Annotated in this window: 12 protein-coding genes and 1 pseudogene; 8 read left to right on the top strand and 5 right to left on the bottom strand. The window is 71.8% G+C overall.

What is annotated here, in order from left to right:
* Window positions 1–520 precede the first annotated feature (520 nt).
* Complete coding sequence (locus BM310_RS14570) at window positions 521–1,777, bottom strand: NUDIX domain-containing protein (RefSeq protein WP_089808922.1); 1,257 nt, start codon at window positions 1,775–1,777, stop codon at window positions 521–523.
* Window positions 1,778–1,834: 57 nt separating this feature from the next.
* Between BM310_RS14570 and BM310_RS14565 the strand changes: the two genes are divergently transcribed.
* The 3 genes from BM310_RS14565 (at window position 1,835) to BM310_RS14555 (ending at window position 4,158) form a co-directional block, all read left to right on the top strand.
* Entirely contained in the window at window positions 1,835–2,341 is a 507-nt protein-coding gene (locus tag BM310_RS14565; protein WP_089808921.1) for a metallophosphoesterase family protein, read from the top strand.
* Window positions 2,342–2,405: 64 nt separating this feature from the next.
* Window positions 2,406–3,158, top strand: coding sequence for a coenzyme F420-0:L-glutamate ligase (locus BM310_RS14560; protein ID WP_089808919.1), 753 nt, complete (start codon window positions 2,406–2,408; stop codon window positions 3,156–3,158).
* Complete coding sequence (locus BM310_RS14555; protein ID WP_089808917.1) at window positions 3,151–4,158, top strand: 5,10-methylenetetrahydromethanopterin reductase; 1,008 nt, start codon at window positions 3,151–3,153, stop codon at window positions 4,156–4,158. The genes BM310_RS14560 and BM310_RS14555 overlap by 8 nt, the downstream gene beginning before the upstream one ends.
* Here the strand turns inward: BM310_RS14555 and BM310_RS14550 are convergent.
* Window positions 4,106–4,348: a hypothetical protein gene (locus BM310_RS14550; RefSeq protein WP_089808914.1), complete on the bottom strand. Its 243-nt coding sequence runs from the start codon at window positions 4,346–4,348 to the stop codon at window positions 4,106–4,108. The genes BM310_RS14555 and BM310_RS14550 overlap by 53 nt on opposite strands.
* Window positions 4,349–4,436: 88 nt before the next feature.
* Between BM310_RS14550 and BM310_RS14545 the strand changes: the two are divergent.
* A pseudogene (locus BM310_RS14545) lies at window positions 4,437–5,372 on the top strand (formate/nitrite transporter family protein); the annotation flags it as partial.
* 74 nt (window positions 5,373–5,446) lie between these two features.
* Here BM310_RS14545 and BM310_RS14540 read toward each other — a convergent pair.
* Window positions 5,447–6,676: an MFS transporter gene (locus BM310_RS14540; RefSeq protein WP_089808910.1), complete on the bottom strand. Its 1,230-nt coding sequence runs from the start codon at window positions 6,674–6,676 to the stop codon at window positions 5,447–5,449.
* Window positions 6,677–6,763: 87 nt separating this feature from the next.
* Here BM310_RS14540 and BM310_RS14535 point away from each other — a divergent pair, with 87 nt between their 5' ends.
* Window positions 6,764–7,153 (top strand): DUF7573 domain-containing protein, encoded by a 390-nt coding sequence (locus tag BM310_RS14535; RefSeq protein WP_089809279.1) that lies wholly within the window; start codon window positions 6,764–6,766, stop codon window positions 7,151–7,153.
* Between the two features lie 15 nt (window positions 7,154–7,168).
* On the opposite strand, the gene mutL is transcribed toward BM310_RS14535, so the two are convergent.
* Together mutL and mutS are read right to left on the bottom strand one after the other, a co-directional pair.
* The gene (gene mutL / locus BM310_RS14530) at window positions 7,169–8,884 is read right to left on the bottom strand and encodes a DNA mismatch repair endonuclease MutL (protein ID WP_089809277.1); all 1,716 of its coding nucleotides are present in this window, start codon (window positions 8,882–8,884) and stop codon (window positions 7,169–7,171) included.
* Window positions 8,885–8,942: 58 nt separating this feature from the next.
* Window positions 8,943–11,774 (bottom strand): DNA mismatch repair protein MutS, encoded by a 2,832-nt coding sequence (mutS, locus tag BM310_RS14525; RefSeq protein ID WP_089808907.1) that lies wholly within the window; start codon window positions 11,772–11,774, stop codon window positions 8,943–8,945.
* Between the two features lie 251 nt (window positions 11,775–12,025).
* On the opposite strand from mutS, the gene BM310_RS14520 reads away from it, so the two are divergent.
* The 3 genes from BM310_RS14520 to BM310_RS14510 are packed head-to-tail and all read left to right on the top strand — an operon-like array spanning window position 12,026 to window position 16,246.
* Window positions 12,026–13,000, top strand: coding sequence for an AAA family ATPase (locus BM310_RS14520; protein ID WP_089808905.1), 975 nt, complete (start codon window positions 12,026–12,028; stop codon window positions 12,998–13,000).
* Between the two features lie 4 nt (window positions 13,001–13,004).
* Complete coding sequence (locus BM310_RS14515; RefSeq protein WP_089808904.1) at window positions 13,005–14,024, top strand: DUF58 domain-containing protein; 1,020 nt, start codon at window positions 13,005–13,007, stop codon at window positions 14,022–14,024.
* Entirely contained in the window at window positions 14,021–16,246 is a 2,226-nt protein-coding gene (locus BM310_RS14510) for a transglutaminase TgpA family protein (RefSeq protein WP_089808902.1), read from the top strand. The genes BM310_RS14515 and BM310_RS14510 overlap by 4 nt, the downstream gene beginning before the upstream one ends.
* Window positions 16,247–16,273: the final 27 nt, after the last annotated feature.

Genomic DNA, 16,273 nt, shown 5'->3' with positions numbered 1-16,273 from the left:
TGCGGCCGCAGCGCCCGAACCGAGGACGCCCACGGTCGTCGCACCGACGACGCCGCGCAGGAACGGGCGTCGTCCGAAGGCCCATCGTCCTCTTCGCCTTTCCGACGAGTTTGTCTGACGTGACATGCAAATTATGTTTTCATCTAAAATACATAAGTCCTATTCAGAATTTACGAACTCTCTTCACCGTCTGAAAAGTACGCCGGCTCCGAGGGGATTTCTCGATTAGAGCGTGCTCGGAATCACTCTGACTCAGTATAATATATCTGACACGGTATTGGGTGAGCGACACTACTGCCTCGGCGAACGTGCGGCCGTCTTCGAGCGGGATACCGTCGGCTCTCGCCGAGTCGTCACTCGTCGAAGTCGGTGCGTCCGGAGACGGTCAGAAGGGCGACTCGGGCGTTGAGTGCCTCGTCACACGGGGCTCGGTGGGGGTAACCCTCGTCACTGTCGCCCGTGGGACGGTAGCGGGCCGCCGCATTTCACCCTTACCCTCTGCGCGCCGTGTCGTCGCTCGCTAGGCGTCCCACGCGGCGTTCTCGGCGTGGGTCGCGGCCACCCGGCGCACGGCCGCCGCGTCGAGCAGGCCGGCCTCCGTGGCGAGTCCGTCCACCGACGCGGCGGGGACGCGTTCGAACGTCGGCGCGAACACCGTCACCTCGGCGTCGCCGTCGTACACCGCGCCGCGCGGCGACGCCTCGTCTTCCACCCGGTACTCACCCGCCGGCCGCACCTTGTCGCTGGCGGCGACGACGTAGACGGGCACCCCCGCCTCCCGCGCCGCGCCGGCGAGGACGCGCGTCCCCGTCTTGTTGACGACGCTCCCGTCCGGGCCGACGGCGTCGGCGCCGACGACGACGGCGTCGACGGCCGTCTCCGCGGCCGTCATCGCGGCCGGAAGCGCCGCTTCGGTGGTGAGCGTCACCGTCCCCGTCGTCGCCGCGGCCATCGACTCCGCGACGGCGACGCCCTCGCGTTCCGGTCGCGACTCCGCGACGAGGAGCGACGACGGGTCGAGTTCGCGGAGGACCGTCGCGACGGTGCCGGACCGCGACAGCGTCGCCACGGCCGTCGCCTCGGCGTCTCGAAGCCGCCCCACCGCGGTCCGCGCCGCCTCGTCGCCCGCGTCGAACGCCGCCCGGAGTTCCCGAATCGCCGTCGTCACCACGGCGTCGGGGGTTCGCTCGGCCGTCGCGAGGACGCGGTTCACGCGGTTGCCGACGGCGGCCATGCTCGGCCGCGCGTCGCGGAGTTCGCGGCCGACCGCGGCGACCGACTCCCAGTCGTCCGCCTCCGCGGCGGCGTCCCGGAGCGTTTCCAGCGCGCGCGCCGAAATCCACGCAGACCCGTGGGTCCGGTCCGTCCGCACGTCGTCGACGGTCGGACCGACGCGACGCCACGTCTCCCAGAGGCGCGGGACGGTCGGCCGGTCGCGTATCTCCGTCGGGTCCGTCCACTCCGTCTCGGCGAGTTCCTCGTTCGTCGTGACCGTCCGCGACGACGACTCGAACAGGAACGGGTGGACGACGAACGACCCCTCCTCGTCCGCGACGGTCACCGTCTCGCCCGCGGCGAGGAGGTCGAGGTCGGCCTCCGTCAGACCGGTCTCCTCGCGGAGTTCCCGCCACGCGTCCGCCGTCGCGTCGGTCGGGTCGCCCTCGACGTACCCGGAGACGCCCGCCCACCGACCGGCGTACGTCCCCGTCCGCTCGCTCCGTCGGGTGAGTAACACCGCCCCGCGGTTCCGGACGAAGCAGGTGACGACGTGTGCCATACCGCCCGTTGGGCGCGCGGGACAACGGTTTTTGCGGTGTCCGGCGTATTCTCCCGCATGTCCGTCGAACTCGCCGTCGTCAGCGACACGCACGTGCCGTCGCGGGAGGCGCGAATCCCCGACTGGGTCGCCGGGCGGATTCGCGCGGCCGACCACGTCGTCCACGCGGGGGACTTCGACTCCCCGGACGCCTACGACCGAGTGGTCGAACTCGCCGGCGGGGCGGGGAACCTCACCGCCGTCCTCGGCAACATCGACCCGCGGTCGTTCGACCTGCCGGAGGTGACGACGCTCTCGGTCGAAGACGCCCTGTTCGTCGTCACTCACGGTTCCGGCCCGCGGGAGGGCTACCGCGAACGCGTCGCCGGCGCGGTGCGGGAGTCGGGCGGTCCGGACGCCGTCGGCATCTCGGGGCACACCCACGAGGTGATGGACGAGGCGTTCGACGGCGTCAGACTCCTGAACCCCGGAAGCGCGACGGGCGCGAGTCCGGCGACGGAGGCGACGATGCTCACGGTCATCGTCGAGGGGTCGGACGTGTCGGCCACGCTCCACCGCGAGTGACCGAAACCGGCCGCACTCACCACCATCTCCCCGCTTTTTACCTGTCCGGTCCCGACCGACGGGTATGGAACTGTTCGCCGTCCCCGACGTGCCCGAGATTCGGCCGGGCGACGACCTCGCGGCCGTCGTCCGCGACCGGGTCGACCTCCGCGAGGACGACGTCGTCTGCGTCGCCTCGACGGTGGTCTCGAAGGCCGAAGGGCGACTGTTCGACCTCGAAGACTTCCCGGCGGGCCCCCGCGCCCGCGAAATCGCGTCGACCCTCGAAACCGCCACCGGCGAGGAGAAGGACCCGCGCTTCGCGCAGGCGGTCTTAGAGGAGAGCGTCGACCTCCTGATGGAGTCGCCGTTTCTCCTCACGGAGACGCGCTTCGGGCACGTCGGCGTCAACGCCGGCATCGACCGCTCGAACGTCCCCGACCACGACCTGTTGCTCCTGCCGAAACGCCCGTCCGAGAGCGCCGAGCGAATCCGCGCCGAACTCCCCGCCGACCGCGTCGTCGTCACCGACACCTGCGGGCGACCGTTCCGCCACGGGCAACGCGGCGTCGCCATCGGGTGGGCCGGGATGCACGCCTCGCGCGACTGGCGCGGCGAGACGGACCGCGACGGCCGCGAACTCGGCGTCACCGTCGAGAACGTCGTGGACGAACTCGCCGCGGCCGCCAACCTCCTCGCCGGCGAGGGCGCGGGGGGGACGCCCGTCGTCGTCGTCCGCGACTTCGAGTGGGGCGACCACGGCGGCAGCGACAACCACTTCCGCGAGATAGCGGGCGACTTCGTCCGGCAGGCCGTCCGGGGGTGGGAGCATGAGTGACGACCCGACGCTCGGCATCGAACTCACGCCCGAAGACCCCGTCCCCGAGACGGTCGCACGCGGCGTCCGCGCCGAGGAGGCCGGCTACGACGCGGCGTTCGTCTCCTGTCACTACAACAACCGCGACCCGTTCGCGGTCCTCTCCCGTCTGGCGGGCGAGACGGACCGGATTCGCCTCGGCCCGGGCGTCGCCAACCCCTACGAGATGCACCCGGTCACCCTCGCCGCGAAGACGGCCACCGTCGCGGAACTGTCGGCGGGCCGGGCCGTGTTCGGCATCGGCCCGGGCGACCCCTCGACGCTCTCGAACCTCGGCCTCGAAGACGAACGCGGCCTCCGCTCCGTGCTTGAGGCGTTCAAGGTCGCCCAGCGAGTGTGGGACGGCGAACGCGTCAGTCACGACGGGACGTTCGAGGCGGCCGACGCCGGTCTCAACTTCGACGTGCCGGGCGAGATTCCGGTGTACGTCGGCGGCGAGGGGCCGCACATGTGCCGGATGGCGGGCAAGCACGCCGACGGCCTCCTGTTCAACGGCTCCCACCCCGACGGCCTGTCGTGGGCCCGGGACCGCGTCGCGGAGGGTATCGAGGACCGACCCGACGACCGCGGCGACTTCGAACTCCTCGCGTACGCCAGCGTCAGCGTCGGTGCCGACCGCGAGGCGGCCCGCGAGGCCGCCCGGCCGCCGGTGGCGTTCATCGCCGCGGGGGCCGCCCCGCCGGTCCTCGACAGACACGGGATAGACCGGTCGCTGGCGAGTGACATCGGCGAGAAGATTTCGGCGGGCGAGTTCTCCGAGGCGTTCGGCCTCGTCACGCCCGCGATGATAGACGCGTTCTCCGTCGCCGGCACCGCGGACGAGGTGGCCGACCGCATCGCGGCCGTCCTCGACCACGCCGACGGCGTGGTGGTCGGGTCGCCTCTCGGCCCGGACCCGGACGAGGCGGTTACGCTCGCCGCCGAGGCGACGGCTCGCGCGCGCTCGAACCGAAGCCCGTGAGGGCGTTCACGAGGGCCCCGACCGTGAGGTAGCCGAAGACGGCGCTGGCGGCGAGGACGAACCCGGCGCCGAACAGGAACGCGACTGCGCTGAGGGGGTCCACACCGAGGAACACGTCGAAGACGAACGTGAGCACGAGGTTGACGACGCTCGTGAGCAACTCCACGACGAAGTCGATGACTGTGACCATACCCGCCGTTCGGAACGGCCGTACTTGTGTGTTGAGGATTCCCACCGCGGCGAGGAGTTTTCACCGTCCCCTCGGTATGCCGTAGCAGATGGACGACGAGAGTTCCGACGACGAGTCGATTCGTGAGGCCGTCGAACAGTCGCGAAGCGGTGCGCCGGCGTACGGGGGGACCGTCCGGGACCGGTTCGAGACGCACGAGGTGTTCCAGCGCATCATCGCCGTCGCCGACGAGGAGGCGACGCGGAAGACGCGTGAACTGTTCTTCAGCGCGCTGGCCGCCGGGTTCGCGATAACGGTCACGTTCCTGCTGTACGCGTCGATGACGGCGTCGACCGGCCGCGACCCGGTTCTCAGCGCGCTGCTGTACCCGCTCGGGTTCGTCTTCATCATCATCGGGGGCTACCAGCTCTACACCGAGAACACGCTGCCGCCCGTCGTCCTCCTGCTCGAACGACTGGTGAGCGTCCCCCACCTGCTGAAGATATGGGCCGTCGTCGTCGCCGGCAACTTCGTCGGCGGCGGCGTCGGCGCGTTCGTCCTCGCGCGCGCCGGCGTCTTCTCGTCGGAGACGGCGACGGCGGCCGCGTACCTCTCCCGGAAGGGCCTCGAGACGCCGTTCTGGGACCTGTTCTTCAAGGCCGTCTTCGCCGGGCTCATCGTCGCGGGCGTCGTCTGGCTGGTGTACACCGTCCGGGACAGCATCGCACGCGTCGTCATCGTCTACCTCGCGTTCCTCGCCGTCCCCTTCGGGAACCTCTTCCACGTCGTCGTCTCGTTCACGGAGGTGATGTACCTCGTGTTCACCGGGCAGGGACCGCTCGTCGGCGGCCTGTTCGGGTTCGTCCTGCCCGTCCTCCTCGGTAACACCGTCGGGGGCGTCCTCCTCGTGACCGTGGTCAACTACTTCCAGACGACCGAGGAGCGCCTCGACATCGCCCGGAAGGACGGGTCCGGCGAGAAACTCTCGCCCAGAGAGATGGCGTTCGGCAGGCGCGCCGGCCGGTCGTACGTCCCGGCCTTCGAAGACGACTGACGGCATCGGCCGGTCGTCGCCCCGGGTCGTTCGGCGAGGCGCGCCGACGACGCGTCCGCGACGGATCAGTCGCCCCCCTCGTCGCCGCGCCGAACGGCGAGGACGACGGCGACGACGGCGGCGAGGCCCGCCGGGACCGCGAGCAGGGTGAAGAGCGCGGCCGCGTCGGCGTACGTCAGCACGACGCCGGCGACGCTCGCCCCGAACGCGCCGACGCCGAACGTCCCGAGGTAGGTGTAGCCGAACGACAGGCCGTGGGCGTCCGACGGGGCGTGCGCGGCTATCGTCGACTGGTACATCGGCGCCACCGCGTAGGCGACGAATCCGAACAGCGCGCAGGCGACCAGCAGGGACGCGACGCTCCCGTTCAACGCGGGGACGAACGCCAGCGAGACGGCGACGAGAACGGCGAACGTGACCGCGAGTGCGCGCTCCGGCGCGACCCGGTCGCTCAGCTTCCCGCCGACGTACTGCCCCGCGCCGCCGACGGCCAGCAGTCCCGCGTACGCGTACTGGCTCGGCCGGAGCGTCACGCCCGCGAACGGAACGGGTTCGAAGAGCGGCACGTCGGCGAGGACGTCCGGCAGGAACGTGAACGCGCCCCGGTAGTACAGTCCGTACAGCATCGCGACGGCGAACGCGAGGGCGAAGCCCCCCGCGAACAGTCGCCTCGTCCGAGCGACCAGTTCGGCCGCGTCCGCCGGGGCATTCGCTCGCTCGTCCGGGTCGGCCGGGTCGGCCGCCCTCTCGTCGAACTCGATGCGTCGACCGACCGCGGCGGCGACGACGGCGGGGACGACGAGGACGACGGCGACGGCCCGCCAGTGGAGGAACGCGAGGAGGACGGCGCCGAGGAGCGGACCGACGGCGACGCCGACGTTCCCGGCCAGTCCGTGGTAGGCGAACGCCGTCCCGCGTTCGCTCGCGCCGCGACTGATGAGCGAGAGCCCCGCCGGGTGGTAGACGCTCGCGGCCGTCCCCCACAGCGCCAGTCCGACCCCGAGGACGGCGGCGTTCGGGGCGGCGCTCAGGACGACGAACCCGCCGCCCATGCCGAGCGCCGACCCGACGATGAGCCGTTTCGAGTCGTAGCGGTCGGCGAGGACGCCGGCGGGCAGCGCTCCGACGCCGACCAGCGCGAACCCCGCCCCGACGAGGATTCCCAGTTCGGCCGCCGCGACCGCGAACTCGTCCAGCCAGAGGGCGACGAACAGCGGGACGACGAGTTCGTACGTGTGGAACGTCGCGTGTCCGAGCATCGCGACGGCCGTCAGCGCCCTGTCGTTCGCGTCCACGGTCGGGCTTCGACCGTTCGCGCCAACTGCGTTCCGGTGTCGTCCGGAGCCGACACCGCTAAGACCGCCCGTTCGCATCGTCCGGACGTGACGGAGAACCGCTCGCTCGACGACTTTCTCGGCGGCGACGCCGCGACCGACGGGGAGTCGGACGGCGGAGACGAGTCGGCCGAGGACGCGGACGGACCGCCGGCCGACGACGGGGCCACGGCGGATGCAGCGGACGGACCCGCCGAGGACGCGGCGGAAGAGTCGTCCGAGGACGCAGGGAACGAACCCGCCGAGGACGCGGCGGACGAGTCCGTTGGAGACGCGGCGGAGGGCGAGGAGACGGGCGACGCGCCCGACGTGTCGCCCGCCGTCGCCACCTACCGCTGGGACCCCGCGGGCGTCGCCTGCCCCGCCTGCGGCGAGACGGTCGACAGGCTCTGGCTCGACGACGGCGAGCAGGTGTGCGCCGACTGCAAGGCGTGGTGAGCGACCCCGCCGGACTCAGCCCATCCGCGTCGAACGGCGCTCGAACCCGCGGACGAACGTCTCCTCCTCGATAGACAGCACCGTCGGCCGGCCGTGCGGGCAGGCGTACGGTTGGTCGCACGACCCGAGTCGCTCCACGAGTCGCGTCGCCGCCTCGACGCTCAGTTCGTCGCCCGCCTTCAGCGACGGGTGACACGCGAGGTCCTTCAGCAGGCGGTCGGCGGCGTCGGCTGGCGTCTCGCCGGCCCGGAGGGCGTCGAGAGCGTCGCGGAGGCTCGCCGGGTCGGCGGCCCGTCCCATCGGCGCGGGGACGCCCGCGACGCGGACGGTGCCGCCGCCGAACGGTTCGAGACGGTAGCCGAGGCGGGCGAGTTCCTCGCGCCACTCGTCGGCCGCGGCGGCCTGCGCGGGCGACAGCGACACCGCGGCGGGCGGGTCCACGTCGACGGACTCGACCGCCCGCCCGTCGTCGGACTCGCGGGCCGCCCGCAGGCGTTCGTAGTTCACGCGTTCGTGCGCGGCGTGCTGGTCGACGACGAGCAGGTCGTCGTCGGCCTCGCACAGGACGTAGAGGCCGCGGAACTGGCCGATGACGCGCACGTCGTCGAAGCGGCCGTCGGCGCCGTCCAGCGGTTCCAGCGTCGAATCGAGGTCCATCGCCACCTCCTCGCTGCGGCGCAGGTCGGCCGTCGAGAGGGCCTCGCGGACGGCGTCGCGGACCGCCTCCTCCACGGCGCGTTGCGCCCGGAGTCGCACCTCGCGCTTGGCCGGGTGGACGTTGTGGTCGCACCACGCCGGGGGAAGGGAGACGGCGACGACGGCGACGGGGGCGCGCCCGTCCGGGAGCAGGTCGCCGTACCCCGCGACGACGGCGCGGCGGAGCGTCTCCGAGGGGAACGCCCGGCCGTTCACGGCGGTGTAGACGTGGTCCCGGCGGGAGCGCGTGACAGACGGGTGCGCGAGGAGTCCCTCCACGCGGACGGTGACCGACTCGCCGTCGTCCGTCACTGTCCGTTCGCTCTCGAACGTCGTGCTCCGCCCGGCCACGTCGCGGTCGTAGACGCCGAGGACGGCGTCGGCGTAGTCGCCGCTCCCGGGGGTGGAGAACACCTCGCGGCCGCCGCGGCCGTCCGAGTCGCCGCCGCCGTCGTGGACGAGCGAGAACGCCACGTCCGGGCGGGCGAGGGCGTACCGCGAGACGGCGTCGGAGACGCGGGCGAACTCGGCGCGCGAGGAGGCCAGCGACTGCCGGCGCGCGGGCGTGTCCGCGAACAGGTCGCGGACTTCGACGGTGGTCCCTCGCGCCCGGCCGACGGGTTCGACGCGCTTGTCGCCGTCGCCCGCGACGACGCGGGTGCCCCGACTGCCGCCGTCGTTCGTCACGAGTTCCAGTCGCCCGGCGGCGGCGATGCTCGGCAGTGCCTCGCCCCGGAAGCCGAGCGTCTCGACGCGTCGCAGGTCCGCGGCGTCGCCGAGTTTGCTCGTCGCGTGTCGCTCGACGGCGAGGGCGGCGTCCGCCTCGGACATGCCGCGGCCGTCGTCGCGGACTCTGAGCAGGTCGGTGCCGTCGCCGACGACGGTCACCTCGACGCGCGCGGCGTCGGCGTCGAGGGCGTTCTCGACCAACTCCACCACCGCGTCCTCGGGGCGGGTTATCACCTCGCCGGCGGCGATGCTCGCCACCGTCTCGTCGTCCAGCGCGCGAACGCGTCTCTCGGGTTCTGTCGTCACGGTCTGTGTGGTCGCTCCGTCCTCGGGGGGCGTCACGGGCCGCCCGGACGCGCCGTCCTCACGCCTCGTCGTCGAGTCGGCGCTTCAGGCGGTCCAGCGCGTTCAGGGCCTCCAGCGGCGTCGTCCCGGCGACGTCCAGCGAGCGAATCTCGGCCAGCACGTCGTCCTCGGCGTCGGTGGTCGACCCGTCCTCGGCCGCCTCGATGCCGTCGACGTAGGCGGCGAGGGTGCCGTCTCGCGGGCCGTCTCCCGGTTCGTCCGTCGCGGGCGTCCCGTCCGCGCCGTCGTCGCTGTCGCCGTCGTCGCCGTCGGCACCGTCACCGCCGACACCGTCGCCGTCGGCCCGTCCGTTCGTCCGCGTTTGGGCCGCGACGGGGGTATCGCTTTCGCCGGACTGGCTGCGTTCGTCGTCCGTCTCGGTCGAATCGGCGTCGCGGACGTACTCGCGCGCGCGTTCGACCACCGTCGGCGGGACGCCCGCCAACTTCGCCACCTCGACGCCGTACGAGGAGGAGGAGGGGCCGTCGGCGACGCGGTGGAGGAACGTCACCTCGGGCTCCTGACCCTCGCGTTCGGTCTTCTCGACGGTGAAGTGGAGGTTGAACGCGTCCGGCAGGTCCTCGCCGAGGGCGGTCAGGTCGTGATAGTGCGTCGCGAACAGCGTCGTCGCCCCCACCTCGTCGTGGACGAACTCGGTCGTCGCGCGGGCGATGGCGAGTCCGTCCGTCGTGGACGTGCCGCGGCCCACCTCGTCGAGGAGGACGAGCGAATCCTCGGTGGCGTTGTGGAGGATGTCGGTCAACTCGGCCATCTCGCGCATGAACGTGGACTGTCCGCCCGCGATGTCGTCTGACGCGCCCACGCGAGTGAAGATGCGGTCCAGCACTGGAAGCCGCGCCGCCCGCGCCGGGACGAAGCTTCCGGCCTGCGCGAGGACGCATATCAGCGCCACCTGCCGCATGTACGTGGACTTCCCGCTCATGTTCGGACCCGTGACCACCGCGACGTGGCCGTCGGAGAAGTCCGCGGGGTTCGGGACGAACTCTCCCTGCGTGCGTTCGACCACGGGGTGGCGACCCGCCTCTATCTCCACCGCGTCGGCGCCCATCTCCGGACGGACGTAGTCGTTGCCGGCGGCGACGGCCGCGAACGTCGTCAACACGTCGAGCGTCGCCAGCGAGTCCGCCAGCGATTGCAGTCGCTCGACTTCCGCGGCGACGTCGGCGCGGACGCGAGTGAACGCGTCGTACTCCATCGCGTCGGCGCGTTCGGCGGCCGAGAGTATCTCGTCCTCGCGGCGCTTCAGTTCCGGCGTGTAGAACCGCTCCGAGTTCTTCAGCGTCTGGCGGCGGGTGTAGTCGTCGGGCACCCGGTCGAGGTTGGGGTTCGTCACCTCGATGTAGTAGCCGTGGACCTGATTGTAGCCCACCTCCAGAGAGTCGATGCCCGTCCGCTCCCGTTCTCGGGCTTCGAGGTTCGATACCCACTCGCGCCCCTCCCGTTCGGTGGCGCGCACCTCGTCCAACTCGGCGTCGAACCCCTCGCGAATCACGCCGCCCTCGGTTATCTCCTGCGGCGGGTCCGGCCGAATCGCCTCGCCGACGAGTTCGCGCACGTCCGCGAGTTCGTCCAGCGAGTCGCGCAGGTCACACAGCGAGTCGCATTCGACTTCGGAGAGCGCCCCTCTCACCTCGGGCACCGCGTCGAGCGTCGTCTTCAGCGCCCTCAGGTCGCGGGCGTTCGCCCGTTCGCGCGAGACGCGCGAGACGAGTCGTTCGAGGTCGTACACCTCCGAGAGGTGGTCGCGGACCGTCTCGCGGGCCATCGGCCGGTCCAGCAGTTCCGCGACGGCGTCGTGGCGGCGGCGAATCTCCGCCTCGTCAACCGAGGGGCGGCGGAGCCACGCCGCGAGACGGCGGCGGCCGAGGGCGCAGGCCGTCTCGTCCACCGCCTCGACCAGCGTGCCGCCGCCGCTCGGACTCCGCGACTCGAACAGTTCGAGGCTGCGTATCGCCGTCGCGTCCAGTTGGAGCGACTGCTCGGGGTCGTAGCGTCGGACGCGCGAGACGTACGACAGGGGGCCGTCGTCGCCCTGCGTGTACTCGGCGTAGTCGAGGAGGCCGCCGACGGCGCGCAGTTCCGACCCAGTCTCGACCACCGAGGCGGGCGCGGAGACGTACGCCGAGAGCGTCTCCCGCGCGGCGTCGGCGTCGAACGAGTCGGCGTCGGCGGCCGTGACCATCGTCTCGAACCCGAGTTCGAAGTCGGGCGCGTCGGGGGCGCAGAGCAGTTCCGCCGGGGCGAGGCGGTCCAGTTCCTCGCCGACTTCGTACTCGGACCCGCTGGTGACCTGACACTCGCCCGTCGAGACGTCCACCGTCGCCAGCGCGGTTTCCTCGCCGGACCCGGCGACGGCGCCGAGGTACGTCGCCGTCGCGCCGGCGAGCAGTTCGTCGTCCACGACGGTGCCGGGCGTGATGACCTGCGTCACCGCCCTGTCCACCAGTCCGGACGCCTCCTCGGCGTCCTCCACCTGGTCGGCGACTGCGACGCGGTAGCCCGCGCCGAGGAGGGCTTCGAGGTACGACGCGGCGTTGTCGACGGGGATGCCGGCCATCGGATACGTCCCCGTCGAGTCCTCGCGCTTCGTCAGCGTCACCTCGCAGACGCGCGCCACCTCCTCGGCCGCCTCGCAGAACGCCTCGTAGAAGTCGCCGACCTGAAACATGACGACGGCGTCGGGATGCGCCTCGCAGAGGTCGAGATACTGCGACAGCATCGGCGTGAGTTCCTCGCGGGCCGCCACCATCTTCGCCGGCGGCCCCTCGGGCCGGGGGGCGTCGTCCGTCGCCGCCTCCGCCGGGGCCGCCGTCCCGTCCGCGTGGTTCATGTGCGGTCAACGGCGGCGGACGGACAAAAACGAACGGGAACGACGCCGGTGCATCGCCCGAACAGTCTCGGCGCGCGACGGGACGCCGCCGACTCGGAGACGGCGGTACGGCGGCCGAACCGCGCACACCCAGCAAAGTTACGTGCGCGGGGCCCGTAGACGGCAGACGTGTGTGTGCGAACTGTTGACAGTCTCATCGAACGGCGGGCAGGAGTTCCGTCGCCGGTTCGCGCACGTTTTCAATCTGACACATGACCGACGCAGATGCCGTACCTGACTCGAAGCCCGAGGCACCAGCCGTCTCTCCGCTCCCGACCGAAGACGCCGCCGACCTCGCGACGCGCATCGCGGACAACGTCGAACGCGTCATCGTCGGCCACCGGGACGCCATCGAGAACATCCTCATCGCCGTCCTCGGCCGCGGACACCTCCTCTTGGAGGACGTGCCCGGCGTGGGGAAGACGATGCTCGCGCGCGCCGTCGCCATCTCGCTCGGCGGGTCGTTCAAGCGCGTGCAGTTCACGCCGGACCTCCTCCCGTCGGACGTGACGGGCGTGAACGTGTTCAACCAGCAGAGCCGCGAGTTCGAGTTCCAACCGGGACCGGTGTTCGGCAACGTCGTCCTCGGCGACGAGATTAACCGCGCGCCGCCGAAGACGCAGGCCGCCCTCCTCGAAGTGATGGAAGAAGAACAGGTGACCGTGGACGGCGAGACGCATCGCGTGCCGAACCCGTTCACCGTCATCGCCACCCAGAACGACGTCGAACCGAACCGCACGTACGAACTCCCCATCGCCGAGATAGACCGCTTCATGAAGAAACTCCGTCTCGGCTACCCCTCGGAGACGCAGGAGACCGAACTGCTCGGCCGGGTCGCGGGCGACCACCCCATCGACTCGCTGGAATCGGTCGCCTCCGTCGAGGACGTGTTGCAGGCGCGCCGGACCGTCTCGCAGGTGACCGTCCGCGAACCGGTCCGGTCGTACATCTCTCGTCTCGCACGTCACACGCGCGAACACGCGCAACTCGGCGTGAGTCCGCGCGGCGGCATCGCCCTCGTCCGCGCCTCGCAGGCCCGCGCCGTCTTCGAGGGCCGCGACTACGTCGTCCCCGACGACGTGCAGACGGAGGTACAGAGCGTCTGGGCGCACCGCATCCGAACAGACGGCGACGACACCGGGTCCGCGGTGGTCAGTCGCGCCCTCGACACGGTGGCAGTCGAGTGAGCCGATGCGGCTGACTCGACGCGGTTACGCGGTCTGTGCGGTGGCCGGACTCGCCGTCGTCCTCAGTGTCGTCTTCGGGCCGCGCGCACTCAACGCCGTCGTCCTCCCCGCCGTCGTCGCCCTCGCGGCGGCCGTCCTCCAGGTCCGCCGTGCCGACGCGCCGCGGGTCGAACGCTCGCTCCCGAACGACGACTTCCCCGACACCACGGGGACGGTCACGCTGTCGCTCGACGTCGACCGCTCGTACCCCGCGACGGTCCGCGACACCCTCCCCTACGGCGTCGAGGGCGACGCCGAGAGCGAGACGCTGGTCGGGGGCGACCCCGTCTCCTACGAGGTGACGTACCGCACGCGGGGCGAACACGAACTCGGACCGGTGTCCGTCGTCGCCACCGACGTCCTCGGACTGGCCGAACGCGAACTCGTCGCCCCCGGTACCGACTCGGTGCTGGTGTTCCCGCCGGTCAGACGCCTCTCGACGGGCGCGCGGCACGACCTCTGGTCGCTGTACGACGCCGCCGTCTCTCCGCGACGCGAGGAGTTCGACCGCCTCCGGGAGTACGTCAGGGGCGACTCGCTTCGCGACGTCCACTGGAAGTCCTCGGCCAAGCGCGAGGACCTCATCGTCAAGGAGTTCGTCGCCGAGACGGACGCCTCCAGCGTCCACGTCTCCGCCGGCGGGGCGCGACAGGCGGCCGACCGCATGGCGGAGGCGGCGGCCACGCTCTGTCTCACGTTCGTCACGTCCGGCATCCCGGTCACGCTCTCGACGCCCTCCGGCGTCGTCGAGTCCGCCGCCGGCGACGACCGACCGTTGCTCGAACACCTCGCGCGCGCCGACGGCGGCGCCGTCCCGGACGAGAGCGCCGACATCGTCGTCACGGCCAGTCAGGCGGCCACGCGCGTCCGGTTCGGCGACCGCGAGGCCGCGTTCGAGGACCTCGTCGAACGCGGCCGGCGGGGGGACCGCTCCGCCGGGACCGACGCCGGGACGCCCCGCGACGCCGGGGAGGTGGTCGCGTGAGCACCGAGACGGGCGGCCGGTTCGAGTCGCTCTCGACCGACTCGCTCTCGCCGTCCCGCGCCGTCGCTCTCGCCGGCGTCCTCGTCCTCACGTACTCGTACGTGAGCGTCCTCTACCACGTCACCGACGTCGTCGGCGGGAGTTCGCGACTCCTCCTCGTCGTCGCCGGCGCCCTCGCGTTCGCGTCGGTCGTGGGCTACTTCGTCGGCCTCCGGACCGCGGTGGGCGTCACCGCGGTCCTCGTCACCGGCGGCTTCGCCGCCTACGTCCTCGCACTCCCGCAGAGCCAACTCGAACTGCTGACGCCGACGCGCCTGGTCTCGGACACCGTCGCGCTCCTCACCGGACTCTCCATCCTGCGACTCACCGGCGCGGGCGTGTGGGCGATGGCCGTCGCCCCCGGCCCGGTGTTCCTCTCGTGGTACCTCGCAGTCCGCCGCCGGTACGTGCTGAGCGTCGGCGTCGGCGGCGTCGCACTCGGCCTGTTCGTCCTCACGGGCGACGCCGGGCAACTCGCGACGCTCGTCGGCGTCGTCGGCGCGACGGCGGCCGTCGCCGCCTCGACGTTCGACCGCTACGGCGCGGGCGTCGCCCAGTTGGACGTGATGGCGATGGTGCTGGCGACAATGATCGTCCTCGCGGCGACCATCTCCGTGGTTCCCGGCGCGCAGGGGTCGCCGCTCCTCCCGGACCGCGGGTCGCCCACCGTCGAGGGGAGCCTCGTGGACGCACAGGACCGACTCGACGTCGTCGGGAGCATCCGCCTCTCGCCGAAGGTGCGCTTCACCGTCCAGAGCCCGCGGTCGTCGTACTGGCAGACCGCCGCCTACGACCGCTACACCGGCGACGGCTGGGTCAGGACGGGCAACACGAACGAGTACGACGGGCGGTTGCGCGGGCCGCCGGGGTCCTCCCGGACGCTCGTACAGCAGGTGACGGCGGAGGGCACCATCAACATCCTCCCGGCGGCGTGGAAGCCGGTGGAGATACAGGGCCCCATCGCCACGCAGTCGCAGGTGACGATGCAGGGCGGCATCCGCCCCAACGTGGCGTTGCGCGAGGGCGAGTCCTACCGCGTCACCAGCGAAGTGCCGCTCTACACCACCGAACAACTGCGACGCTCGGGCACCGACTACCCCGACGACGTCGAGCAGGCGTACCTCCAACTGCCCGACAGCACGTCCGACCGCGTCCGCGCGCGCGCCGCCGACGTCGCCGGCGGAGAGGACAACCCCTACGACAAGGCCGTCGCCATCGAGCAGTATCTGGAGTCCGAGAAGCGCTACTCGCTGTCGGTGCCGCAACCGTCGGGCGACATCGCGGACAACTTCCTGTTCGAGATGGACGCCGGCTACTGCACCTACTACGCGACGTCGATGGTCGTCATGCTCCGCTCGCAGGGGGTCCCCGCCCGGTTCGTCACGGGCTACACGCCCGGCCAGCAGGTCTCGGAGGACGAGTACGTCGTCCGCGGACTCGACTCGCACGCGTGGGTCGAAGTCTACTTCGAGGACGTGGGCTGGGTCCGGTTCGACCCGACGCCGTCCGGCCCGCGACAGACGGCCGAGAACGCCCGCGTCGCCGAGGCGCGACAGAACGGAGAGTCGGGCGTGGACGTCGAGGGCTCGGCGACCACCGACACGGCGACGCCGACGCCGCCGTCGTCGGAGGCGACGAACGACTCCGCGAACGGCACGGTGACGCCGCCGGACGCACTCGCACCCAGCGGCGACGGTCTGAACTCGACGCCGCCGGCCGGCGCGGTGCCCGGCGTGACCGCCACGACGGCGGACGACGACGGACTGCCGGGACCGACGCTCCCGCCGCGGCGGACGTTCGCCGTCGGACTCGTCGCACTCGTCGGACTCGCCGCCGGCGCGCGGCGGACGGGGGTGACCGAACGCGCTTATCGAGCCCTGTGGCTCCGGTATCAGGGCGCGCGGCGCGCCCCCGACGAGGACGCCATTCGGGCGTATCGCCGCCTCGAGTACCTGCTCGAACGGCGGCACCGCCCCCGGCGGACGGGCGAGACGCCGCGGTCGTACCTCCGGTCGCTCTCGCGAGTCGGTCTCGCCGACGAGGCGATACGCGTCGGCGAGGCGTACGAACGCGCGAGGTACGGCGACGGCGTCTCCCGCGAGGCGGCCGACGAGAGCATCGCCGTCGTCGACCGACTGGTTCGGGAGTCCACGCCGGTCGTGGGGCGGTTCCTGAGACGCTGACGCGACGGGGCGGCCGCGGCGACGGTC

The organism is Halogeometricum rufum (assembly GCF_900112175.1).
GTDB lineage: Archaea > Halobacteriota > Halobacteria > Halobacteriales > Haloferacaceae > Halogeometricum > Halogeometricum rufum.
Note: the sequence above shows the minus strand (reverse complement) of the source record. Positions and strands in the feature narration are given on the sequence as shown.